The 23,937-nt window shown below is 58.7% G+C and carries 23 protein-coding genes and 1 tRNA gene; 8 read left to right on the top strand and 16 right to left on the bottom strand.

Annotated features, from left to right (window positions below; translation table 11 throughout):
• Positions 1-69: 69 nt before the first annotated feature.
• The 9 genes from HAD_RS05345 to HAD_RS05310 all read right to left on the bottom strand — a co-directional run bounded on the left by HAD_RS05345 (position 70) and on the right by HAD_RS05310 (position 10,000).
• Complete coding sequence (locus tag HAD_RS05345; protein ID WP_035569842.1) at positions 70-4,281, bottom strand: hypothetical protein; 4,212 nt, start codon at positions 4,279-4,281, stop codon at positions 70-72.
• A complete protein-coding gene (locus HAD_RS05340; RefSeq protein ID WP_035569840.1) occupies positions 4,282-5,064 on the bottom strand; it encodes a hypothetical protein in 783 nt (260 codons plus the stop codon).
• 71 nt (positions 5,065-5,135) lie between these two features.
• Positions 5,136-5,684: an RNA polymerase sigma factor gene (locus HAD_RS05335; RefSeq protein WP_035569839.1), complete on the bottom strand. Its 549-nt coding sequence runs from the start codon at positions 5,682-5,684 to the stop codon at positions 5,136-5,138.
• Positions 5,685-6,044: 360 nt separating this feature from the next.
• Entirely contained in the window at positions 6,045-6,329 is a 285-nt protein-coding gene (locus HAD_RS18540) for a hypothetical protein (RefSeq protein ID WP_156942165.1), read from the bottom strand.
• Entirely contained in the window at positions 6,326-6,685 is a 360-nt protein-coding gene (locus HAD_RS05330; protein ID WP_156942164.1) for a hypothetical protein, read from the bottom strand. Before HAD_RS05330 ends, HAD_RS18540 begins: the two co-directional genes overlap by 4 nt.
• A gap of 16 nt (positions 6,686-6,701) precedes the next feature.
• A complete protein-coding gene (locus tag HAD_RS05325) occupies positions 6,702-7,274 on the bottom strand; it encodes a hypothetical protein (protein WP_156942163.1) in 573 nt (190 codons plus the stop codon).
• Between the two features lie 215 nt (positions 7,275-7,489).
• Entirely contained in the window at positions 7,490-8,953 is a 1,464-nt protein-coding gene (locus HAD_RS05320; RefSeq protein WP_162177471.1) for a DUF4407 domain-containing protein, read from the bottom strand.
• A 408-nt stretch (positions 8,954-9,361) separates the two neighbouring features.
• Positions 9,362-9,437, bottom strand: a tRNA-Ala gene (locus tag HAD_RS05315).
• A gap of 47 nt (positions 9,438-9,484) precedes the next feature.
• Complete coding sequence (locus tag HAD_RS05310) at positions 9,485-10,000, bottom strand: TIGR02300 family protein (RefSeq protein WP_035569831.1); 516 nt, start codon at positions 9,998-10,000, stop codon at positions 9,485-9,487.
• A gap of 112 nt (positions 10,001-10,112) precedes the next feature.
• Here HAD_RS05310 and aroA point away from each other — a divergent pair, with 112 nt between their 5' ends.
• Positions 10,113-11,435, top strand: a complete 1,323-nt coding sequence (gene aroA, locus HAD_RS05305) for a 3-phosphoshikimate 1-carboxyvinyltransferase (RefSeq protein ID WP_035569829.1) — start codon at positions 10,113-10,115, stop codon at positions 11,433-11,435.
• Positions 11,436-11,473: 38 nt separating this feature from the next.
• On the opposite strand, the gene HAD_RS05300 is transcribed toward aroA, so the two are convergent.
• Positions 11,474-12,289 carry a tetratricopeptide repeat protein gene (locus HAD_RS05300; RefSeq protein ID WP_156942162.1) on the bottom strand — a complete coding sequence of 272 codons (816 nt, stop codon included), beginning with the start codon at positions 12,287-12,289 and terminating at the stop codon, positions 11,474-11,476.
• Between the two features lie 253 nt (positions 12,290-12,542).
• Between HAD_RS05300 and HAD_RS05295 the strand changes: the two genes are divergently transcribed.
• The 7 genes from HAD_RS05295 to mscL all read left to right on the top strand — a co-directional run bounded on the left by HAD_RS05295 (position 12,543) and on the right by mscL (position 18,823).
• Positions 12,543-13,049, top strand: a complete 507-nt coding sequence (locus HAD_RS05295) for a macro domain-containing protein (protein ID WP_035569827.1) — start codon at positions 12,543-12,545, stop codon at positions 13,047-13,049.
• A 55-nt stretch (positions 13,050-13,104) separates the two neighbouring features.
• Positions 13,105-14,187: an NADH:flavin oxidoreductase gene (locus HAD_RS05290; RefSeq protein ID WP_035569826.1), complete on the top strand. Its 1,083-nt coding sequence runs from the start codon at positions 13,105-13,107 to the stop codon at positions 14,185-14,187.
• Between the two features lie 56 nt (positions 14,188-14,243).
• The gene (locus tag HAD_RS05285; RefSeq protein ID WP_035569824.1) at positions 14,244-15,026 is read left to right on the top strand and encodes an SDR family NAD(P)-dependent oxidoreductase; all 783 of its coding nucleotides are present in this window, start codon (positions 14,244-14,246) and stop codon (positions 15,024-15,026) included.
• Positions 15,027-15,151: 125 nt separating this feature from the next.
• Positions 15,152-15,790 carry a (d)CMP kinase gene (gene cmk / locus HAD_RS05280; RefSeq protein WP_035569822.1) on the top strand — a complete coding sequence of 213 codons (639 nt, stop codon included), beginning with the start codon at positions 15,152-15,154 and terminating at the stop codon, positions 15,788-15,790.
• Between the two features lie 149 nt (positions 15,791-15,939).
• On the top strand, positions 15,940-17,898 hold the full coding sequence (gene rpsA, locus HAD_RS05275) for a 30S ribosomal protein S1 (protein ID WP_035571682.1): 1,959 nt from the start codon (positions 15,940-15,942) through the stop codon (positions 17,896-17,898).
• 111 nt (positions 17,899-18,009) lie between these two features.
• Positions 18,010-18,309: an integration host factor subunit beta gene (gene ihfB / locus HAD_RS05270; protein WP_035569820.1), complete on the top strand. Its 300-nt coding sequence runs from the start codon at positions 18,010-18,012 to the stop codon at positions 18,307-18,309.
• Positions 18,310-18,409: 100 nt separating this feature from the next.
• Complete coding sequence (gene mscL, locus HAD_RS05265) at positions 18,410-18,823, top strand: large conductance mechanosensitive channel protein MscL (RefSeq protein ID WP_035569818.1); 414 nt, start codon at positions 18,410-18,412, stop codon at positions 18,821-18,823.
• Positions 18,824-18,956: 133 nt separating this feature from the next.
• Here the strand turns inward: mscL and HAD_RS05260 are convergent, their stop codons facing one another.
• Genes HAD_RS05260 through trpB form a run of 6 tightly spaced genes read right to left on the bottom strand, consistent with a single transcriptional unit; the run spans position 18,957 to position 23,933 of the window.
• Complete coding sequence (locus tag HAD_RS05260) at positions 18,957-20,210, bottom strand: bifunctional folylpolyglutamate synthase/dihydrofolate synthase (protein WP_035569816.1); 1,254 nt, start codon at positions 20,208-20,210, stop codon at positions 18,957-18,959.
• Positions 20,207-21,178 (bottom strand): acetyl-CoA carboxylase carboxyltransferase subunit beta, encoded by a 972-nt coding sequence (locus HAD_RS05255; protein WP_035569815.1) that lies wholly within the window; start codon positions 21,176-21,178, stop codon positions 20,207-20,209. Before HAD_RS05255 ends, HAD_RS05260 begins: the two co-directional genes overlap by 4 nt.
• 28 nt (positions 21,179-21,206) lie before the next feature.
• Positions 21,207-22,034, bottom strand: coding sequence for a tryptophan synthase subunit alpha (gene trpA / locus HAD_RS05250; RefSeq protein WP_035569814.1), 828 nt, complete (start codon positions 22,032-22,034; stop codon positions 21,207-21,209).
• Positions 22,034-22,354 carry a divalent-cation tolerance protein CutA gene (cutA, locus tag HAD_RS05245; protein ID WP_035569812.1) on the bottom strand — a complete coding sequence of 107 codons (321 nt, stop codon included), beginning with the start codon at positions 22,352-22,354 and terminating at the stop codon, positions 22,034-22,036. Before cutA ends, trpA begins: the two co-directional genes overlap by 1 nt.
• Positions 22,351-22,725, bottom strand: a complete 375-nt coding sequence (locus tag HAD_RS05240; protein WP_162177470.1) for a hypothetical protein — start codon at positions 22,723-22,725, stop codon at positions 22,351-22,353. The genes cutA and HAD_RS05240 overlap by 4 nt, the downstream gene beginning before the upstream one ends.
• A complete protein-coding gene (gene trpB, locus HAD_RS05235) occupies positions 22,722-23,933 on the bottom strand; it encodes a tryptophan synthase subunit beta (protein ID WP_035571680.1) in 1,212 nt (403 codons plus the stop codon). Before trpB ends, HAD_RS05240 begins: the two co-directional genes overlap by 4 nt.
• Positions 23,934-23,937 lie beyond the last annotated feature (4 nt).

Below are 23,937 nucleotides of genomic sequence, written 5' to 3'. Positions count from 1 at the left end.
ACACGTCGAAAGACAAAAGATTTCGGATAACGGAGTAGCAATATCCGGGAGTGGACTATCGACCAGAGATCAAGTGGGTACCGAACGTACGATTTCAGACAGCAGCATCCGATAATGCCCATAGAGCGCCCAACCACGCGCATTGCGCAACTTAAAGATGTGGTCCGCATTCCTTTTTGCGCGAAAGGCCGCGTTTCTGAAATCCTGAATCGATGGCATATTGCTGGCAATTCCAGCGAGGTTCTCAGGATCCGAGTGCCGAACGTTATCAATGCGAGCCGCTTCAAAGGCGCGGAGCCAACCCGTGACACGGAACAGACGCGCATCATCGTCGGCAAGGCCATCAAGACTATCGAGCATCGCGATCCATCCGGCTGACAACCCGACCACTGTATTCCCGAAAGTAGTCCACGCTTCAGCGACAAAGCCGTACGTGCCATGGGCTGGTTCTGACCAACGGTTGCTGCTTTGTGTAACGATGGTTGCGAACCTATCGAGCCATTCCGTTCCGCACTGTTTCAAGAACAGGTAGGCTGGCAGGCTTTCCTCCAACGCCAGTACTCTAATTAAATCAAGCGCCGGGGCCACTGGAGCGCCAAAAAGTCTTTGTGTGTTATCTGGGTGCGTCAAGTAGCTCCATAAGTTTAGACACGCTCCGAGAATATCGCCGGACCAGGCCTCCTCCCATTTGCCTTTTCTCTTTTTGGCATGCGGCTGCAAATTCAAAACCCGAGAACCAAAACCCGAAGCAGACTCGGGCGGACTTCCATAAATCTCCCGCCACGTGCTCAGCGGCCCAACCAGTTGGGCTGCAGCGACATATTCGGGCTGTGTGAGAATAAAGTACGCAATCCATGGTTCGTCCCAAGGAGCCTTGGAAGGCCTGCCCACACGCCTCTGCCCAAGACTAGCCCTAGCCGCCGCATAAGCATAAGTGGACCGCTCGTTCAAACTCAACGTCTTGTTTGGTGTTCCCTCGTCCTTTCCATCGGACCACATACAACGCCAGAAGTCGTGAGAAATTGGATAATCGTCTAACCCACCAAGGTCTTCACCTAAGCCGCCGATGAAATCTCGTTCCAGAATTTCTGTGATCGCATTATCTAAGTATGATTTCGAACCAGCCACCCGATGATCAGTCAATGGCAATCCAAGCATTCGCAACGCAAAGACCTGCCTAGAAAAGAGATGACGGAGGCGCCGTTGCCACTCGGATTTGCTTAACTCCTCCGATTTCAAATGCTCGATTGCGGTATCCACATGATATACGATGTCGTCCGCCAAAGAATCAATCTGGTCCTGACGTTGTTGCTCGTTCCTATAAAGTCTCCCCAACGTTTCAATATAAAGAGCGATAGTGGTGGATTGAGGTTGTTGTCCGGTAAGGGTACGCTGAGTGTCGAAAAGCTCTTTGCACAGATCTAGGCTCTCCTTCCGTGTCTTGGAATTGACCCGAAGGCGCTTCACTGTATCCCAATCTGGCGAAGTACGCAGAAACGTAAGAAGAGCCTGAGAATCGGCAACTCTCGGTCTTCCATTTCGCTTGGGTCTTTTGGGTTGGAAACGCCAGGGGACCAATGAGTATGCGCGCTGCAAGTGCCAGTCTGCTTCCAGAATGCTCTCTGGCTCTAGTTGACGATCTCTGTTAGCTGAAATTCGCACACCCTTCGGATTGAGAATAGGGCAAAGTGACTCCGCAGCATGTTGATGCGCATCTGGGTCTTTCAACAGGCTGAAATCACCGAGAAGTTTTCGAGTTGCACTGGGAACTACAAGGATGTCCCTACTGCCTGTGAGCAACTTGTTCTTAATTAAACGGCCCGCGGCAAGTTCGAATTCCTTCCAGCTCAAACGACCTTCGACCTCTCGACGGAAATTTGCCATTGAAAATGCCGCCTGCCGACTAAATCCAAAGCGAAAGACTGCGAGACGCTCCAAGATATCACGGTCTGCCTGCTCAAGCACACTCCCCCTATTGTCAGACAGCTCCTCATCGCCAGGAAGGACCACGATAATGCGCGTGGGATGATTGAGGGCACCGCCGCCGAACCGCTTCAGTGCTTCGTCCAGAAAATCCCGCTTGTGGTTTTCCGGATGACGAGGATTGAGTAGGTCAAAAAACTGATGGTGGAAATTCTTTGGAAAAACAACATTTGTTCTGGTTTGCGTCATGCCGGCATCGTCGAAGATTATTATAAGATCCGGCGCGGAACCCACGCTGACAGTTGGATCCGCCCGCTGGTTGCACAGGAGCTGCGCCAGAAACTGGGCAGACATAGGTAAATCAGACCACTGGAACTGGTCCCACCAGCCGTCATCGGCATCCAGCATCTCAGAGAGCGCAGCCCACACACGAATCTCGCGATCGCCATCGGCAGTCCGCAGAGCGAGAACACCAAGCCCGGGCCCTCGGTACCCCGTCTCCTCTCCACTCCTAATCTGGTTGTCTTTCCACGCGATCCATTTGCCCAGAGTTTGCTCAATTGAGGCTCCAGGTATCTTACCGATGAGTTGATTTCCGTAGACGTACTTTACCGATCTTTTGGCGCTCGATAATAGTACCGAGTCCAAGTCCTCCAATTGTTCCGTCTCAACATCAAACCATTTTCGATGGTTGTTGTACCATTCGACGTCTTTCTTCTTCAGTCGGCGCTTGAGCTTGCTACTTTTCAACAAGTCTCGAATAAACAAACGGTGCTGGTGATAGCTGAGAGTTTTCTGAAGCCCGGCTGTACGCAAGAAACTCGTCCGCCTCCAACCGGCGGACTGCATTGCATCAGCGGCCGCCCGCGCGGAGCGGGCGAAGTTGATTTCAAGGGTCTTCCGAGACTGGTCTGCTGCGATTCGATCCAGGAACTCCGCCACCTCTGCTTGTACGCTGCTTTCTTTTTCATCATCGACGCCCCCCTCAAAATACTCTTGGCGGTCCCCCGGAAGCACAACTCGCGGAACTCCAGCTCGATTAGCGTATTCGAGCTTGGCAACCACCCCGGCGACATCCTCCATTTCAAATTCACCGTCGAGGTACTCCACCCTTCCCGTACAGAGGCCAAGCGGAATTTCACGCGCTGGCAGAAGGAGGCCCAATACACATTGGACCCAGTAGGCCTCCGCACTGCGATCTCCGACCATGAAAAAGCGGTCGCACGGCCGCAGAGCTTTCCAGGCATTATCAGGCACAAGCGAATAGACGGACTCGACAATGTCGCAAGCCGCCCTCAGATCTACATTCAGACTCGCTTGAAGCTTCGCTTGTGCAGCCTGCTTATCAGCAAACCGAAGACGACCATTCTGGCTCGACCAGAGCTTCTTGGCGACATCAACTCCGATGGCAAAAGCGGTCCACCACTCTTGCGTGAAGCCGAAATGAAAACCGTCTATGTGCGCGGGAAGCTCATCGCGCGCCTCCCGAAATCTTGGTTCAGTGGAGAATTTTTCCTCAGTTTTTGATAGTTTGTATTTGAACCAAATCCTCTGGCCATAAAAATTCTGCCCGCTCTTCCACGATGATTTTCCATCCTCCAGCAGGAACAAGGATACCGGAAGACTCAGTCCGCGTCCGGTAGGTATAGCGGATTCATCATCACTACTGTTACCTTCGATAAGCAGCGGCCAGCAGAACAAACTACTCCTGTAAGCCATACAGATTCTGGTCCACCAAGGATGCAATAAGTCACGATCTGCTTCTGCCGCGTCAAGGATCAAATCGTGAAAGCGATCAATCTCTTCGAGGCGGTCTCTCGTTTGCAGATCGGCATCTCGGCTTGCTGCCAGGGCTTGTTCAACGCGCTCAACAAATCCAGCCCCCCCGGCTCGAATATTTTGAATGGCTCTATCAACGCCCGGCACGGCGCCAGGTACGGCCCTCTGAAGCCACTTGAGAAATTTGACGGCAGTCATATGTCGTCGCTTCAGGACATAGACAGCATGAGAGATAAGAACCCGGTTTAATCCGTTTGCTGATACCTCATCCCGCTTACTTAACTCCTCTCGCGCCACCAACACCGCATGGCCCAACGGCAAAGCAGCCGCTGTTAGTTCATTCCATCCATTTTTCGCGAGAAACGACTCATCAACATAGGATTCATCGATTGTACTGATAAGCGAAAGAGTGCTGTCTGAAATCAACCCTGCGCGAACAGTGTCAACGCTCTGCGCCAATAGCATGGCGCAGGCCGATTGGCGCGGTTCAAAAATTTCCGGATCGTAATCCCCGAGCAAAGTTGCGGCAAATGCAAATGATTGATCGCGCAACCAGTGGTCAGATAGCTTGTTACTCATTTACTCGGACAGCACCTGCTCTGTTTCCAAAAAGGGAAGCAGAAGACGCACATACGTCTCCTCCACATCATCCCGTTCTTCTGAAGCTGCTATCAACTGCATTCTCTTGCTGTAGATACCCGCAGGGATTATCACCCGATAAGTTCCATCATCCTGACAATCGATTGGAAATGTGATCAGCGTCAGCGGATCTTCAGGCCCAGCGCTAAAGGATGATTCATCCAGCCAGCACAGTCTGGTGGGCTTGCCATGAACATCTCCCTCGACAAGCAAGGTAACTTTGAGTTCGCGTTTACCGGAGCTATGCAGCGAGAGCTTAACGTCTCCCTGCATCCAAATTCGGTCTACTGACGAAACATTGTTCGATCGAGATGCTGATCTCCGACGAGTGGCTCGCCCAGAACTAGCCATCGCATACACAGGGCGCCCAAACGCCCCCCCCAGATTATTGAGGGTCGCATTCACCCAATCGGAGAATCCCGCCAGATTTTGTCCAAATTTTTGCGCTATCCGTTGCGGACCCACACCACTCTGGCCATCAGCACAGTCGTCCACGACCGGATCATCGAAGTGCTTGTCAAATTCCGTCCGCGAAATTCCGCACTGCTCAAGGGCCGTATCTATAGCACTTTCAAAATCCTGATCAAACCGGTAGCCCTCTAGCAGAAATGGCGCCGGCTCATCTTCTGCTTCGCCATCTTCTAGACCGTCAAGAATACGAGCCTTTTGCAACATCAGTTCTATGATCTCGTCAGAGGACTGACTTTTATTCCTCTTAGTCATTGGTTACACTCCGAATCTCAAGCACGAAACGGCCTGAGTAAAATTGGATTTGGCGCGAAGTTATGCCGCTATTACTTTCTTGATTCATGACCACCTCCTTCGAAATGGCTTCGAATCCGTTCACGAATGTTTTCATTCTCTAGCACTTCGACCGCTTTCTTGTGCCAGTACTCAGCTCTTGTTTTTGACCTGCCGATTCTCTCGCCGATTTCGACATAGGTTAGCTCCTCGCGAACACGCAGCAGAAAGCACTGTCGAGCCAGATCGTTCATCAATCGGCACTCGACCAGATACTCCAATATCGATGTCATGTCTCTTTCGACGAATTCGTAGGACGGCCAGGGGTCATCCAGCTCTTGCTCGGGAACGGGCTCGCTAAGGAATGACTCGAGAGGATGCAGGGAAGTTTCTTTCGGGACTACCTGACGTTTCTTGAAATAGCTTTTAAATAACGACTTCCGGTCCCAATTCATTCGCTCCTTGATCAGCTTATAAATTATTGGCCCATACCGGTCCCAGTTTATTTTGCCATCGACGACACACTCGTCAAAAGGGGGCGTTCCACGTCTGACCATGCTGCTTATTCCCATAAACACACCTGAGACAAACTTTTGTTTCATGTCGCTTCTCAGTCGACTCTTCGCGAAGGCATAGATGTGTGGGGTGTAACGGTGCAGCACGCGGGAAATGATCTTATCACAATCGGATGCCGAATAGGGTGAACCCTTCGGTGCTCCGGGCGGTCTGGTTAAGTACGATTTTTCTCCATCCGGCATCATTTTCTGGTTCCAATTATGTTAGCTATGAGAAGTCAATTGGCCGTTTTGGGACCATCCCAAGGACGGCTACGAGTATTTCTTATCCCTACTTGTCGGTAGCGGGTTCGCCGTAGCGAAGAGCGTGTCGCTACCCCGACGTGCGCAAATCCAACTACATACAACAAACGGGAAGTGATTTTGTATGAGGCCTTACTTCAAACTTCACCGTAAGGCCGCTCCGAAGCAGGTCTCCTTTTCGTCTTTACGGCGACCAAACGGGTCGATCCGGACAGTTTGCCTGAAGTTCATTGTATCAGGCCATTTCGCCAAAGCGACCGTCTTTCCCGTCGTCAACACCGGTATTTCAACATCGGAACAGTGGTTCGCAACGAGGCAGGCAATCGGTGCAGAGAAAAGACGAAGCGAACCCGCACAAATGACCTTTTGGTTCCGAGCGATGTTCATCTGAAAATGTGCCCGGTCTACTTCTATTTTCATGGTGCTCATGGTTGATCGCCGACAAAAATGACGGGTACGGTGATGTCCCCAGCTGCGAATGCGGTGACGAACTTGCCATTGATGGTCACGGTCTGATCAATCGCCGCCAATGCAGGTGAACCTAAGACAAGTATTTCGTTCCCCAACTCGTCGCGAAGAACAAATCCGCCAAATCCCATGAGGACAATTCGGTCTCCAATGAAGCCCGTGACCAATATATGTTCGCCATCCCAGCGCTCAGGCGCACCACGAAGTTCGGCGATAGATGTTTGCTTGGGCGGGCCATCAGGCCCGCCCCCGCTATAGGTTGTCAGGATCAGGGCCATCAGGACCACTGCTGCAATGAAGCCGATGAAGCGGATCACGATAGCCTCTCCCCCATCAGCTCTGGCGAAGAGCCGCATTAAAGCGGCTTTCGAGATTCGTCAGAATTTCGCGCGTCGTCTTATGCACCGTATCGACAATCTTGTCCGTCGAAGCCTCGATACTAACGATCAGCTGCTCGAAACGGCGTTCGCTCAGTTCGCCTTTTTCAAACATCTTCTGCGCTTCCGCGATGCGTGCGAGTTCTGCACGATAGGCAGCCTCCTCCCGGCCGATAATCAGCTCTTCGAAATTCCCCACTGCCTCAGCGATCGTCTTCGCGATTTCCCGCTCGATCTCTTCGGTCTGCTTCATCGACTCTGAAAGCATGACCTTCTTGACATGGTCCTCACTCAGACCAACGGCGAATACAAAGGCACGGCGCTTGGCAGCCATGGATTCGACGAGAGCAGTTTCAGCGAGCTTGATCGCCTCCCGGCTACGGGCACCCCGAAGGCGCCACCGGGTGTAAAGGGATGCGTCGCCGGCGGTCAGATGGTCAATCGCGTTGGTGACCGACTGACTCATCTCATCGTTAACAGCCAGAGGGGAAACTCGAGGCTTGCTTGAGCGTAAAGACATGTTCGTCATTCTCTTGTTCCTTTGGGGTTTGATTGGATCTTCCAGGGTTGTTAGTACCGCTCACCTTTCTGGGTGAACCGCAGGTTCATGACGGCAGCGACCAATATTTAAGGGGTTGTCGCCATCCACCTGCACCCAATCAGTCGAGCGTGGTTTTCGTTTTTCCCGGCAGTGAGAAAATTTTTTCGCGCGCCACATTCTCTCGATAGCAGCCGCCCATTGTCTCACCGACTGCCAACGCGGACCTCCAGATCGTTGTCGATCCGGTCACTGACCATTTTCCGAGTCTTCATGGCCTGCCTGCGAGAAGTAACGCGCTGATCACTTTCGTCTTCAGCCTTCGTCGTGATGTCCCGGACGCTAAAGATCGACTGCTTCTCTTCGCCAATGGCCAGCTCGGCCTTAGAGATCGCTTCATACATCGCGATCTCTGAGGCGAGGACTTCTCTAAGAACGAGACTTTTCGGGGGCGGTTGTACGGTAATCACGAATACAGCGGCCAGATCGAGAACGATCAACGACAGGCTGACGAGTAGGATGCGACCGGCGAGCCAGGGAGATGAGCGGGCCAAAGTTTCCAGCGCTTCGCCACGTACGATCAGGCCTTCTGGTACAACCGCATAAGCTGCATCCTGTGCGGCGCTCTTCGAAATCATCAAGTCGCGGTCCTGAACCAGTTCATCAAGATCTGCCATGGTCTGCACTCGCGAGACCGCTATCGGGTCAAGCAGCTGTTGCACTTCTGGTGTGATACTAGTCGTGGACGATGGCACCTGGAGACGCGCCAGCTCCCGATCCACCTCATCAACGCGGGCTGCAGCATTTGCACGTTCCTCCCGCGCGTAATCTGCAAGGTCTCCAGCAACTTTATGTTTCGTTCTCGTGCCCGCAAAAGCCACAACCCCGTCACAACGGATTCCACCTGCCTCCTCCGCGCCAAGGTTCGTTGTCTGACAGTCCAGTTCCTTCGACAGACTAGCAATGCGGTCCTGCAACGCCGCACGCTCTGCGATGAGCGTAGCGACCTGTGCAGCAATCGCACTCTGAGCAGTAACATCGGTCTGACGCGCATCCGCCAGAATAGCAGCAGCCTCTCCATCAAGCCGCTCAATTTCAGCGCGTTTAAGCGCGATTTGGGCGTCAACCCGGTCCGAAGCGGCCTGAAAGACCGGCTCGTTCTGTTCCGAGGTCCGACGCTCCAGAAATGCATCAATGTCCCTGTGGAACATTTCCAGTTCGATGAACGACGCCGTGGTCAGCGAGATGATTACGGAAACGGCGACCCGGGAGAATGTCTGAATTATTGGGTTAAATCCGCGCTCCTGATCCTCGAGTGCAAAGCCACGGGTTCTGGCCGCACTCATTCCGGCACGACACCATAGTGCACGCAACATGGCACGATCCACTGCGTAAACAAGAATTCCCCCCAAAACAGCATAGGGCAGATGCCAAGGCGAGTGACTGCCACGAGCGATTCCCAAGGCTACCCACCAGCCAAGCATGTTTGCGGCGCTGATCAGAAGCAGAGACAAACTGGCCAGGCGAACAGCGCGATGTTCAGCTTCAGGCGCAGCAGAAAGCTCCTGTTTGCTTGCGCCGGTTAACGCTGCAGCGACGCTTGTCCCGACGGACAGTCTGGGCGTCCTAATAGTTGTGCGCTTCAGATCTTGATCCGAATTTTTTTTCATTTTCCTGCACTCCTTTAGGCTGGTTCGTGTTGCCGTGTGCAGGTTCAGTCGCGAGTCGCGTTGCACCTTCCCGGAATTCGGACAATTTTTTGGCGCGAGCGTGCATTTGATGAGCTTTCCCGACCTGCACATTAGAGTGTCAGGTGGGTCGCGGGACCGCTTTCAATATTGGATGGGGCGTCGCTTGAGCTTCTTCCGATGCTACCCGTCACATCAGGTAGATGTTGGAAGTGCCGCGTTCCATTTCAGCAATCGTCGTTGGGAGAAATGCATTTCCCGTCACGGTCGCGAGCCAAACCACAAAATGTTAGTTCTAACCGCACAAAACCAGTGGCGGGGTAAACGGCGGGGCCGCAAACACAGAAATAAAATAATTTTAAAATAAATCAATCAGCTATGATTGAGAAATGGTGGAGCCAAGGGGAGTCGAACCCCTGACCTCTTGCATGCCATGCAAGCGCTCTCCCAACTGAGCTATGGCCCCGGACCGGGAAGAGCGGGGTTTATCCCCGCCTCTTCCGGCTTTCAAGTCTATTTCTCATCTTCCTCGTCGTCGAGGGTGAGGTCGTCGTCGTCATCGTCGTCCGAGTCGTCGATTTCGAAGTCGTCATCATCGTCGTCGGGCAGGATGATGTCGTCTTCGTCGTCATCGTCAACGCCGTCTTCGTTGAAGCCGGCCGGGACTTTCTTGCCCGACTCGTCGTCTTCCTCGTCGTCGGTGCTTTCGAGGATCACTTCATCGTCATCCTCGCCAAGTTCCTTGGCCGTTTCCTCATCGGCGCCTTCATCTTCGTCGTCGTCGGCGTCATCAGGCGTTTTGGTGGCCTTTTCGGCCTCCTCGTCGTCATCCTCGTCTTCGTCCTCGGTCTTCACCGCAGCACGCGCCGCCTTGGCCTTCACCTTGGTGATGGTCGTGCGGATGACCTCATCTTCGGGGTCGAATTCCTCCCCGCATTTCGGGCACACGGCCGGACGCTTGTTCAGGTCGTAGAAACGGGCTTCGCAGGACGGGCAAACCTGCTTGGTTCCAAGCTTGTCTTTCGACACGGGCGAATGCCTCCTCGTTGGATTTCTGGTTTTTGATCTGGGCGGCGCTTGCCATGAACGCCGCGCGCTGTCAAAGCCCCAATTCACGCAAAAATTCAGCTCGGAAATCTACATGGTCTGGACCAGCCGTCCCGTCAAATCCCTGAAAGGCGCCGTCCGGGCGCCCGGAGACAAATCCTGCAGCCACAGAGCGCTGATTTTCGGGGGCCTCGCCGAAGGCACCAGCCGCTTCACAGGCGTGCTGGAAGGCGACGATGTTCTGCGCACCGGACAGGCCATGTCGGCCCTCGGCGCGGACGTGAAACGCCTTGGCGGCGGGGCCTGGGAAGTGACGGGCGTCGGCGCCAAAGGCCTCTCCTCTCCGGACGGCGTGCTGGACTTCGGAAATTCGGGAACGGGCTCGCGCCTGATGATGGGCGTCATGGCAGGCCATGACCTGACCGCAGAGCTGACCGGCGACAAGAGTCTCAGCTCACGCCCGATGAACCGCATTCTGACCCCGCTGCGCCAGATGGGCCTGAAGGACACGGCGGGCCCGGACGGGCGCCTGCCCTTCTCGCTGACCGGCTCGAAAACCCTGCAGGCCATCACCTACGCCCCGCCGCAGGCCTCTGCGCAGGTCAAGTCCGCCGTCATGCTGGCGGGCCTCTCGGCCAACGGCACGACGATTGTCGAAGAAGCCAAACCCACCCGCGACCATACCGAGCGCATGCTGCGCGGCTTCGGCGCCGAAGTGGGCGTCGAGCGCAAGCCGGGCGAGCCCACACGCATCTCCGTTCCGGGCGGCCAGGTGCTGCGCGCCATTGAGGCCGCGATTCCGGGCGACCCCTCCTCCGCCGCCTTCCTCGTCGCGGCAGGCATTCTCTCCCCGGCCAGCGATGTTCAGGTCGACGGCGTCATGTCGAACCCGACCCGGTCCGGCTTCTATGATGTCGCAAACCTGATGGGCGCGCATCTGGGCGCCGAAGAAGCCGGCGAAGCGGCCGGCGAGCGCCAGATCAACATCGCGTCCGGCTATGCGCAGCTCAAAGGCATCCATGTGCCGGAGCGCTATGTCGCCGCCATGATCGACGAATTCCCGATCCTCGCCGTCCTCGCCGCCTTTGCCGAGGGCGAGACAATCGTCTCAGGCGCGGAAGAACTGCGCGTGAAAGAGAGCGACCGCATCGGCGCCACCGTCGCCATGCTGCGCGCCAATGGCGTCGAGGCCGAAGAGACGCCGGACGGGTTCATCGTGCAGGGCTGCGCCGGCAAGGTGCCGGGCGGCGGCCTCGTCGAAACCCACCACGACCACCGCATCGCCATGAGCGCCCTCATCATGGGCACCGCCGCGCAGGCCCCCGTCCGCGTCGACGACATCTCCATGATCGATACATCGTATCCGGACTTCCTCGCCCACATGGCGACGCTCGGGGCGGATATCTCGGGGGGGTAGTGGCCGGAAATCGCCGATTTTAGACTCTCACCGCCCCTTCACTTTTGCGGACTAAGCTTGATCGCTTTATCAATGTCGGCAATGGCACGGGTATAGTCGCCCTGATTGCGGTAGGCGATGCCGCGATTGTAATATGCATCGGCCTTTTGTGGGTCGAGCTGAATCGCTTGGTCGTAGTCTAAAATGGCGCGCGCATAGTCGCCTTGGTAGAGATAGACGTTCCCTCTGTTGAAGAAGGCATCCGCAAATCGTGGTTCGAGCCGTGCTGCTTCGTCGAAATCGGCAATGGAGCGCGCATGATCGCCCAATTTTGCATAAGCAGAGCCACGATTGTTGAAGACCAACGCTGCTTGCGGATTGAGTTCGATCGCTTGGTCGTAGTCGGCAATTGCGCTCGCATAGTCGCCCTGTGCGTAGTAGGAATTGCCGCGGCCAAAGAAGGCATTCACGTTTTGTGGGTCGAGTTGGATTGCCTGGTCCAAGTCTGCGATGGCACGCGCTTGGTTTCCCTGATCAGCGTAGGTGTTTCCTCGATTGCTGAAGGCGGTCGCATAATGAGGATTGAGTTCGATCGCCTGATCGTAGTCTGCGAAGGCACGGGCGAAGTCACCTAGATCACGATAAGCGTTACCACGATTATTAAAAGCCATTGCGAGATTTGCGGGAGATTCCTCTCCAGACTCAATCACCGCTGTGCAACCACTTATGTTTAGTTCCGGCCCGTAGGCGTTGCCGTGATATACACAGTAGGCCCATTGTTGTTCAATACTCTGGGCTGCTGCGATTGGTGCGGCGACGCTAAACGACACCACTACAATTCCATAACAGCCGATCGCTTTGAAACTGTCCCGCAACTTCTCTTCCCTCCACCTTGGTTAGAAGAACATATTGGATAAATTCGGCCTTCGGAAGACGTCTGATCTATCTTCAGCTAAGGACCTGCAATGCTCAATTGCGGGAAATCTCACAATGACCGAATAGGGCCAACAGTCGCCATTCGTGAGTCCACTTCGGCAGCAGACCTATGCCCTGCCTATGAAGAACAGCCCCACGCTGATACGTCTCTTCCGGTCGCCTGAACCAGACCGCGAAACGAAGTGACCTCTGATGCCCCGTCTCGTTCTCTATCCCGGCAGCCTGCTCGACATTGAGACGGACGTGATCGTCAATGCTGCCAATTCCAGCCTGATGGGCGGTGGCGGGGTGGATGGTGCGATCCATTATGCAGCCGGACCTGCGCTGAAAGAGGCCTGCCGGCCGCTCGCCCCCTGCCCGCCGGGGGAGGTGCGCGTCACCGAAGGCTTCGGCCTCGCCCCGCGCCTCATCTTCCACACGGTCGGCCCCATCTGGCATGGCGGGCAGAATGGCGAAGCGGACATTCTAGCAAACTGCTACCGCAACTGCCTGACCGAACTCAGCCAGCGCGGCCTCCGCCGGATCGTGTTCCCGGCCATCTCGACCGGCGCCTACGGCTACCCGCCCGCACAGGCGGCTCATATCGCTGTAACGATCTGCGCGCGGCACCCGGCGGCGCGGGAAGCGGAGATCGTCTTTGCGGTGATTGACCCGCAAAACCGGGCAGCGCTTGGCGCCGCGCTGAACGCCGTCCGCTAGCCCCCTGCCCCAACGGCAAAATTGACGTCTGCGCTGGCCACGCCACAGTACGGGCATGACCTCACTTTTCGATCCCCTGACTCTCGCCCATGGCCCGGCCATGAAGAACCGCTTCATGCTGGCGCCGCTGACCAATCTGCAAAGCCATGCCGACGGCACGCTCAGCGATGACGAGTTCCGCTGGCTCACCTATCGCGCCGAGGGCGGCTTCGGCCTCACCATGACCTGCGCCGCGCACGTGCAGGCCATCGGCCAGGGCTTCCCCGGCCAGCTCGGCATTTTCGACGACAAGCATTTGCCGGGCCTCACCCGCCTGGCCGAGGCGATCAACAAGACCGGCAGCCATTCGGTCGTCCAGCTGCACCATGCCGGCATGCGCTCGCCCGCAGAGCTGATCGGCGAAGCGCCCGTCTGCCCGTCGGACAATGAAGAGTTCGGCGCCCGCGCCCTGACGGGCGATGAGGTGAAACAGGCCTTCGACGATTTCGTCGCGGCCGCCAAGCGCGCGGAGAAAGCCGGGTTCCACGGCGTCGAGCTGCACGGCGCGCACGGTTACCTGATCTGCCAGTTCATCAGCGGCGAGGTGAACCTCCGCGACGATGAATGGGGCGGCGCCTATGAGAACCGCGTGAAATTCCTGATGGAGATGATCGACGCGGTGCGGAGCGAGTGCGGCAAGGACTTCTCCCTCGGCGTGCGTCTCTCGCCCGAACGCTTCGGCATGGACCTTGGCGAGATCCGGCGCCTCGCCGGAGAGATCATGACCGGCGGCAAGGTCGACTATCTCGACATGTCACTTTGGAACACATTCAAGGAACCGCAGGACGAAGCCTACAAGGGCAAGCGTCTGGTCGACTGGTTCACAGACCTGCCGCGCGGCGACTGCCGCCTCGGCGCAGCGGGCAAGCTGACCACCGGCAAGGCCTGCCAGGACGCGATGGAGGCCGGGCTGGACTTTGTCGTCATCGGCCGCGGCGCCATCCTGCACCATGACTTCCCGGAGAAGGTGCTGGCCGATCCGGACTTCACCCCCATTGCCCTGCCCGTGCCCGAAGCGCACCTTCGCGCCGAAGGGCTGGGCGAGACCTTCGTCACCTACATGAAGACATGGAAGGGCTTTGTCGAAGACACGGCGTGATCAGGCCTGATCACAGCAAAGTCCGGCATAGTCCATTATAATCAGGAGGAAACACCATGCAGATCACCAATGACACCGCCGCCGTCGTGACGGGCGGCGCCTCTGGCCTCGGCCAGGCCACAGCCCGCGCGCTGGCAAAGGCCGGGGTCAAGGTCGCCATTTTCGACATCAACGAGGACGCCGGTGAAGCCACCGCCAAGGAAATCGGCGGCATCTTCTGCAATGTGAACATCATGGACGAAGACTCCTGCGTGGCCGGCTTCGAGAAGGCCCGCGCCGCACACGGACAGGAACGGATCACCGTCCACTGCGCCATGGCTGCGAAAGGCGGCAAGACGCTGTCCTGGGACAAGGAAAACGCCCGCTACAAGCGCCTGCCGACCGAAGACTATGCCTTCGGCGCGCAGGGCGTGCTGGTTGCGTCCTACCGTATCGCCTCGCTCTCGGCGCTGGGTATGTCGACACTGCCGGAACTGGAAGACGGCGAGCGCGGCTGCATCACGCTGACGGCGTCCGTTGCTGCGCAGGATGGCCAGATCGGACAGGTCGTCTATGGCTCCTGCAAGGCGGGCGTGAACGGCCTCGTCCTGCCCATGGCGCGCGACCTGATGGACATCGGCATCCGCGTGAACTCGATCATGCCGGGCATCTTCGCAACGCCCCTGATGCTGCGCGCGCCGGAGAAGGTGCTGAACAGCCTCGCCGCGTCGGTCCCCTTCCCCAAACGCCTCGGCAAGCCGGAGGAATACGCCTCCCTCGCCATGGAGCTGGCCCGCAATACCTATTTCAACGGCCAGTGCATCCGCCTCGACGGCGCCATCCGCATGGCGCCAAGATAAGGACTGCTCGCGGCGGTTCCCGCGCCTCCGGCGCGGGGCCGCTGCGCCTTCGCTTTGCTCGTGCGGGAACCTGCCCCACTTCTCCCGCTTGACTTCACCGAGACCTTCCCTCACTCCCCGCGCCCATGATCATTGCTATCGACGGCACGACGGCCTCCGGGAAAGGCACCATCGCGAAGCGGCTCGCGTCGCATTACGGCCTGCCCCACATGGACACCGGGCGGCTTTACCGCGCGACGGCCGTGGCGGCGCTGAAACAGGGCGTCCCGCTGGACGATGAGGCCCGCCTCGCGGCGCTCGCCTCGGCGCTGGATCTTGCCGATTTCAACGAAGCGGAGCTGCGCACGGCCGAGGCCGGCAAGGCCGCCTCCGTGGTCAGCGCCCTGCCCAAGGTCCGCCAGGCCCTGTTCGAGCTGCAGCGCGCCTTCGCCCTGCAGGACGGCGGCGCCCTTCTGGACGGCCGCGATATCGGTACGGTGATCGCCCCGGACGCCGATGTGAAGCTCTGGGTGGATGCCGATGTCGAGCAGCGCGGCTACCGGCGCTGGCGGGAACTGCTGGGCTTTGGTGAGGAGGTTTCCCTCGAACAGGTGATCCAGCAGCTGCGCGAACGCGACCAGCGCGACCAGAACCGCAAGGACGCCCCGGCCGCCATGGCGGCAGATGCGGTCTTGATAGACACCACCGACCTGACTATAGAGGCCGCAGTGGAAAAGGCGCTGGCAGCCGTCAAGGTCGCCCTCGCCCGTGGAAACCGCACCTGAAGGGGCTTTCTCCTGTAAATACAGGGGGCCTCAAATCCAAACAGGTTGCACCACTGAAGATTTAAAGAGACCACGCTCTCGGGTCGATCCAGCAGGCCGCAATGGTGCGCGCCTGCCTTGAACCGTTCGTCCCGCCTCAGGAACCTTACATGACTGAATCTATGAACCCCTCCTCCGACGATTTCGCCTCCATGTTCGAATCGTCGGCTGCGGCGTCGGCAATGCAGGAAGGCCAGGTTGTCCCGGCCACCGTCATCCGCATTGAAAACGATGCCGTGCTCGTCGACATCGGCCTCAAGACCGAAGGCCGTATCCCGCTCCGCGAATTCTCGATGGAAGACAAGCAGCCGGAATCCGGCGACATTGTCGACGTCTATCTCGATCGTATCGAAAACGCCCTTGGCGACGCTGTCCTGTCCCGTGACAAGGCCCGCCGCGAAGAGCGCTGGATCAAGCTCGAAAAGAGCTTCAACGCCAACGAACCGGTCAAGGGCGCCATCTCCGGCCGCGTCAAAGGCGGCTTCACCGTCGACCTCGGCGGCGTCAACGCCTTCCTTCCGGGCTCCCAGGTGGACATCCGCCCCGTGCGCGATGTCGGCCCGCTCATGGGCGAAGTCCAGCCGTTCGCCGTTCTCAAACTGGATCGCTCGCGCGGCAACATCGTTGTTTCCCGCCGTGCCATCCTCGAAGAGAGCCGCGCCGAACAACGGGCTGAAATCGTGTCCGACATGGCTGAAGGCGACGTCCGCAAGGGTATCGTCAAGAACATCACCGATTACGGTGCGTTCGTTGACCTCGGCGGCATCGACGGCCTGCTGCACGTCACCGACATGTCCTACAAGCGCATCAATCACCCGTCTCAGGTGGTTGAAGTCGGCCAGGAAGTCGAAGTCCAGATCATCAAGATCAACCCGGAAACCCAGCGTATCTCGCTCGGCATGAAGCAACTCGGCGCCGATCCTTGGGATGGCATCGATGTGCGTTACCCGGTTGGTGCGCGCCTCAAGGGCATCGTCACCAACATCACCGACTACGGCGCCTTCGTGGAGCTGGAAGACGGTGTCGAGGGCCTGATCCACGTCTCCGAAATGAGCTGGACCAAGAAGAACGTGCACCCCGGCAAGATCCTGTCGACCTCTCAGGAAGTCGATGTGGAAGTGCTGGACGTCGATTCCGAGAAGCGCCGCATCTCGCTCGGCCTGAAGCAAACCATGGACAATCCGTGGTCGGCCTTCCTGGCAGAGCATCCGATCGGCACCGAGATCGAAGGCGAAGTCCGCGGCATCACCGAGTTCGGCCTGTTCGTCGGCCTCGGCCCGGACCTGGACGGCATGGTTCACATCAACGACATCTCCTGGGATCAGTCGGGTGACCAGGCCATCGAAGCCTACAACAAGGGTGACATGGTCAAGGCGAAAGTGCTCGACGTCGATGTCGACAAAGAGCGTATCTCGCTGGGCATCAAGCAGCTGGCAGGCGATCCGATGGAATCGCTCAATACCGGCGGCGGCGTGAAGCGCGGCTCGACCGTGACCTGCACCGTCACCGAGATCACCTCGGGCGGGATCGAAGTCGAATTCGGCGAACCGGCAATGAAGTCGTTCATCCGCCGCTCCGATCTGTCGCGTGACCGCGCAGATCAGCGTCCGGAACGCTTCGCTGTTGGCGACAAGGTCGACGCCAAGGTGATCCAGGTCGATCGTGGCTCGCGCCGCGTGTCGCTCTCGATCAAGGCCCTGGAAATCGCTGAAGAGGCAGAAGCCGTCGCACAGTATGGTTCGGCAGATGCCGGCGCCTCGCTGGGTGATATTCTCGGCGCGGCCCTGGCCTCCTCGGGCAGCAGCAAGGAAGAAGCCGCTCCGGCTGAAGATTCCGGCGATGTCGATGCGAATGGCCGCCTGTCGGCCCCGCAGGAACAAGCTGACGATCTGAAGCAGATCAAAGGTGTTGGCCCGGCTTTCGAGAAGAAGCTGAACGAAGCCGGTATCTTCCACTTCTGGCAGATCGCCTCCATGTCGGACGAACAGCTGGCAACTCTGGAAGAAGAAGTTGGCACGTCCGGCAAGGGCGCTGACTGGAAAGCCGAGGCTGAAGCCCTTCAGGGCTGAGCCGGGTAAGGCCGGCCCGGTTGGGCCGGCAAGACCAGCTTTCTAAATTTGACGAAATCTTTGCGGCGGGGGCCTAGCGCTCCCGCCGCAAATGCGTTTTATATCAATGGGATGCTGAAGTCTGAACTGATCGCAAAACTCGCTACGGAATATTCGCACCTTCGCCAGGAAGATCTGGAAAAGGTCGTGAATGTCATCCTAGACGAGATCGCCGCCGCGCTCGCCCGCGGTGACCGTGTCGAGCTGCGCGGCTTTGGCGCGTTTTCTGTCCGCGAACGCGATTCCCGCAAGGGGCGCAACCCGCGCACAGGGGAACCGGTCGAAGTGCCGGCCAAATCCGTTCCGTTCTTCAAGGCCGGCAAGGAACTGCGCGCCCGCGTGAATGGCGGCGAGGACCCGGAAGCCCGGTAGGTGACCCCGCCTTTCCAGATGTAAACTGTCTTGACCAGATTTTGGAACAAGACCATCAGTCTGGATGGCAAAGGGAAAGAAGCGCAGGAAGGGACACTGAATGTTCAAGGAATTCAAAGAGTTCGCAATGAAGGGCAACCTCGTTGACATGGCGGTTGCCTTTGTCATGGGCGGCGCATTCGCGACACTGGTCACCGCCTTCATCCAGGGGGTTTTCCTGCCCCTGCTCAGTCCGGTCATGGGCGGCCTGGATTTCGGCAGCTGGAATTACGAGATGGTGCCTGCCACGCTCGGCGCCGACGGCGAAGTCCTCAAGGAGGCCGTCGTCGTGAAAATCGGAGACTTCATCTCCGCCATTATCTCCTTCACCATCGTCGCCTTCGTCATGTTCCTCCTCATCAAGGGCATGAACAAAATGAAGAAAAAGGAAGAAGCCGCTCCGCCGCCGGCCCCGCCGCGCCAGGAAGTGCTTCTGGAAGAAATCCGCAACCTGCTGGCAAAACAGTCCAGCTAGGCCCTGCGGTCACCGCGTTCGGGTTCTGTTAAGGGTTCAATGCCCATATTCCCGGACAGTAGAGTACGCGTAGAGTGGGAAGGGCGGCCTGATTGGCCGCCCTTTTTCCATGTCCGGAAACCTTTTCAGGTGCCTAGACCGGCTCTTCCTCATTTTTCGACAGGACTTCCCCGGCGAGGTACAGCGATCCGCAGATCAGGATCCGGTCTGCCCCCGTTTCGGCTGCCGCTTTCAGCCCCGCTTCCAGGCTGTCACATGCAACGGCGTCCAGTCCGGCCGTGTTCGCCGCTTCGGCCAGTTCGTCCGGTTCTGCGGCCCGATGGCCCGGCGCATTCGGCACGGTGAAGACCTGTGGGCGCAAAGAGCGAAACGGCAGGAAGAAGCCGGTCGCATCCTTCGAGGCCAGCATCGCCGAAACAAGCACGGTCTTCCCTTCCTGCTTTGCGAGGTGGCGGGCGATGGCCCGGGCCGCATGCGGATTGTGGCCGCCATCGAGCCAGACCTCGGTGCCGGGCACGCGCGCCGTGAGCGGGCCGTCTTTCAGGCGTTGCATCCGGGCTGGCCAGGTCGCGGTGCGCGCCCCTTCAAAGATGGCCTCCTGCGGAATGCGGGTGGAATTGCCGAACAGCTGCATGGCCATCGCCGCAAGTGCCGCATTGGCCCGCTGATGCTCACCTATAAGTCCGATATGATCCGGCATGGCATCGATATAGTGCGCCTTGAGCTTGTAAAGCGGCGCCCCCTGAAGGGCTGCTTCGGCCGTGATGACATCATCGCAGACCTTGCGCTGGATGGCGCTGAGCACCGGACGGCCCGGCCGGATGATCCCCGCCTTCTCGCCCGCGATCTTGCGGATGTCCGAGCCAAGAAACGCCTTGTGATCAAAGTCCACCGGCGTGATCACGCACAGCGCCGGCTGCTCGATCACATTGGTCGCGTCATAGCGGCCGCCGAGGCCGACTTCGAGGATCAGCAGGTCCGCCGGCACTTCGGAAAAGGCCAGCAGCGCCGCCGCCGTCGTCGCCTCGAAATGGGTGATTTCCTTCCCCCGCGTGGCCTCGTAAGTGCGCGTCAGCCAGTCGATCAGGCGGTCATCGTCAACGATCTCGCCCGCCAGCCGGATACGTTCATTGAACCGGACAAGGTGCGGACTGGTGAAGACGTGGACCTTCAGGCCCGCCGCTTCGGCCATCGCCCGCATGAAGGCGGAGGTGGACCCCTTCCCGTTCGTGCCGGCGACATGAATGACAGGCGGCAGCCGGTCCTGCGGACGGCCGAGCGCTTCCAAAGCAGCCTCGACCCGTCCCAGCGACAGGTGAATGACTTCAGGATAGAGCCCTTCGAAACGCTTCAGCGCTGCGGCAAGGGCCGCACTGTCTCCGCTCAATCAGACTTGCCCTTGGACTTGGACACGTGCGTTTTCGGCGGATTCAGAGAGGCCGGTATGCTGTCACTGGACCGGCGCGACTTCGGCATCAGCATGGAGAGCACGCGCGACAGCGTCTCTTTCATCTTGCGCCGGTCGACGACGATATCGACCTGGCCTTTTTCACGCAGGAACTCCGACCGCTGGAAGCCTTTGGGCAGGCTTTCGCGGATGGTCTGCTCGATCACGCGCGGACCGGAGAACGCGATCATTGCGCCCGGCTCAGCGATATGGACATCCCCAAGCATGGCGTAAGAGGCCGAGACGCCGCCCGAGGTCGGGTCGGTCAGCACGACGACATAAGGCAGTTTCGCTTCGCCAAGTTCGTTGATGGCGAGCGTCGTGCGCGGCATCTGCATCAGGCTGAGCGTGCCCTCCTGCATGCGCGCCCCGCCGGACGCCGTGCAGACGACGAAGGCCGCCTTGCGGGCGAGCGCCATATGGGCCGCGGTGATGAACCCCTCCCCGGCTGCCATGCCGAGCGAGCCGCCCATGAAGGCAAAGTCCTGAACAAGAACAACAGCCGGAACGCCGCCGATTTTGCCATAGGCCGCAACCATGCAGTCGTCCTGCAGCAACGGCGCACCGCCGCCTTCGGTTTCTTTCTTTTCGCGAGCCGCAATCTTCGACTTGGCCGCTTTCAGCCGGGCCGGATAGGGCTTGTCGTCCTTGAACTTCAGTGGATCCAGGGCCACGCCCGGCAGCTCGATCGGCTCCCAGCGCTCATCGTCGAACAGGAGACGGAACCGCGTGCGCGGCGAAATACGCAGATGCGCACCCGCCGGCGTCACATGCCAGTTCTCTTCCAGGTCGGTTTTGTAGACCAGCTCACCGGAGAGCGGGCATTTCACCCACAGATCATCCGGCGTGTCACGCTTGGCCAGCATGGTCTTCAGGCCCGGCGGGGTGACCTTGTTGATCCAGTTCATCCGACAACCTCCACGGCTGTAATAGCCACTACGGTTTTGCGACCCCTGCGATCGCCTTGCTCAGTTCTCCGGCCAGAACCCCCATTCCCTGGGGCGCGCAGGCCAGATCCCCTGATTCGTGAGCCGCCTCTGCATGCTCCACGAAAGCACTGCCTACGACAACCCCATCGGCTATTTTAGCCATTTCCGCAGCCTGTGCACCGGTTTTTACACCGAATCCGACACAAACCGGCAGTCCGGACACGCGCCGGGCCATGTCGATATTCGCAGCAATTGCTGCAGGATCGGCGCTTCCCGCCCCTGTCACACCGGTCACGGAGACGAAATACAGAAATCCGGAGGCCCCTTCGGCAACCTTCTTCATGCGCGCCTCATGCGTGGTCGGCGTGGCCAGACGGATCACGGAGAGGCCGTATTTGGCGTATTCTTCCCGCAGCGGGCCGTCCTCTTCCGGCGGCAGGTCAACGATGATCGTGCCATCGACCCCGGCCTTGTGGGCGGCTTCGGCAAACGCGCCATACCCCATGGAATGGACCGGATTGGCATAGCCCATGATGATGATCGGCGTGGTCTGGTCGCTTTCGCGGAACCGGGCGATCAGGGCCAGCACATCGGTCAGCTTCGTCTTTGCGGCGAGCGCCCTCAGGCCAGCCCGCTGGATCGCCGGGCCATCGGCCATGGGATCAGTAAAGGGCGCGCCCAGCTCGATAATGTCGGCGCCATTGTCGCGCAGGGCGCAGAGCGCCTGATAACTCGTCTCAAGGTCCGGATCGCCGGCCATGAGATAAGAGACAAGGACTGCGCGCTTGTCGGCCTTCGCGCGGTCGAAGGCAGCGGTAATACGTTCCGTTGGCATCAGACTTCCGTGTTTTCGTGGACCCAGGCGGCATAGGGGTCGTGCGCCTCAAGGCAAGGCAGCGCCACCATGGCCGGGACATCATAAGGGTGATGGGTAAGGACGAGGGCCTCGATCCGGTCCCAATTTGCTTTCGGCGCCTTGAGCCAGAGAATGTATTCAAACGCCTGCTCCACCACGCCTTTCCAGCGATAGGTGGACGAGACCGGGCCTTCGAGGTTCGCGCAGGCGGCCAGTTTGTGCTCAACGGCGGCATCGCCGATGTCCTCGGCCACGCGCTGGGACGGGCAAGTGATGCGGATGAGGAGAAGGTCGGTCATTCTGCAAGCGCCTCCAGGTCACATTTTCCTATCTGCACGGCGGCCATGGGAATAACCGACAGGGAGCGCCCTTCGTATGGAATGCCGATACCGGCGATCTGGTCCCAGTCATAGCATCGGTTGCCATCATCATCGCCAATCGGGGGATGTGCCTGCCCGCAGATGCCATTATCGGTCCATTCCGCATCCCGGATAGGTGCCGTCCGCCCATCGGCAAAACAGAGCACTGTATCGTGCGCCACGAGCGGAATCTTCTCGCCATTCTGCGCCGCCTCGAAATTCTGCTGCGTCAGCGGGACATATGTATACTTGGTCGTCGGCACGCAGGCGCCCAGTAAAACAAGAAGGATAACGGGAAGAACCTGCCTCACATCTCCACTCCGAGATGCTTGGCAACAGAGAACACATCTTTGTCACCCCGGCCGCACATGTTCAGGACGATCAGGCCGTCAGGTCCGAGCTCCTGCGCCACTTCCCCGACGCGGGCGAGCGCGTGGGACGGCTCCAGCGCCGGGATGATGCCTTCGAGTTTGGTGCAGAGCTGGAACGCCTCCAGCGCTTCCTTGTCTGTCGTTGAGAGATATTCGGCCCGGCCCGTGTCACGCAGGAAGGCATGTTCCGGCCCGATACCGGGATAGTCGAGCCCGGCAGAAATCGAGTGCGCATCGAGGATCTGGCCGTCATCGGTTTGCAGCAGATAGGTGCGGTTGCCGTGCAGGATGCCGGGCCGCCCGCCGTTCAGCGCGGCGGCATGCTCGCCCGTCTCGATCCCATGGCCAGCGGCCTCGACACCGATCATGCGGACACTTTCGTCCTCAAGGAACGGGTGGAACAGGCCGATGGCGTTGGAGCCGCCGCCAATACAGGCCATCAGCACATCCGGCAGGCGCCCTTCCCGTTCCAGGATCTGTTCGCGGGCTTCCTTGCCGATGATCGACTGGAAGTCACGTACCAGTTCCGGGTACGGATGAGGCCCGGCCACGGTGCCGATGCAATAGAACGTGTTGTCGACATTGGTGACCCAGTCACGCAAGGCCTCGTTCATCGCGTCTTTCAGCGTACCCGTGCCCGAGGAAACCGGCACGATCTTCGCGCCCAGCAGGCGCATGCGGAACACGTTTGGCTTCTGGCGCTCGACATCGGTCTCCCCCATGAAGACGACGCATTCGAGGCCGAAACGGGCACAGATCGTCGCCGTCGCCACGCCGTGCTGGCCAGCACCGGTCTCGGCGATGATGCGGGTCTTGCCCATGCGGCGTGCCAGCAGCACCTGGCCGAGGCAGTTATTGATCTTGTGCGCGCCGGTATGGTTCAGCTCGTCGCGCTTGAAGTAGATCTTCGCCCCGCCGAAATGCTCGGTCAGCCGCTCCGCAAAATAGAGCGGTGACGGGCGGCCGACATAATGGGTCCAGAGGTCGTCCATCTCGGCCTTGAATGCCGGGTCTTTCTGCGCCCGGCGGTATTCGGCTTCGAGTTCCAGGATCAGCGGCATCAGCGTTTCAGCGACATAGCGTCCGCCGAACTCACCGAACCGGCCATTCAGGTCCGGCCACTGGTCCCAGGTATTTCTAACGTCCATCATT

It is taken from the genome of Hyphomonas adhaerens MHS-3 (genome assembly GCF_000685235.1).
In the GTDB taxonomy this organism is placed as follows: Bacteria; Pseudomonadota; Alphaproteobacteria; order Caulobacterales; family Hyphomonadaceae; genus Hyphomonas; species Hyphomonas adhaerens.
This window is presented reverse-complemented; position numbering and strand designations above follow the sequence as displayed.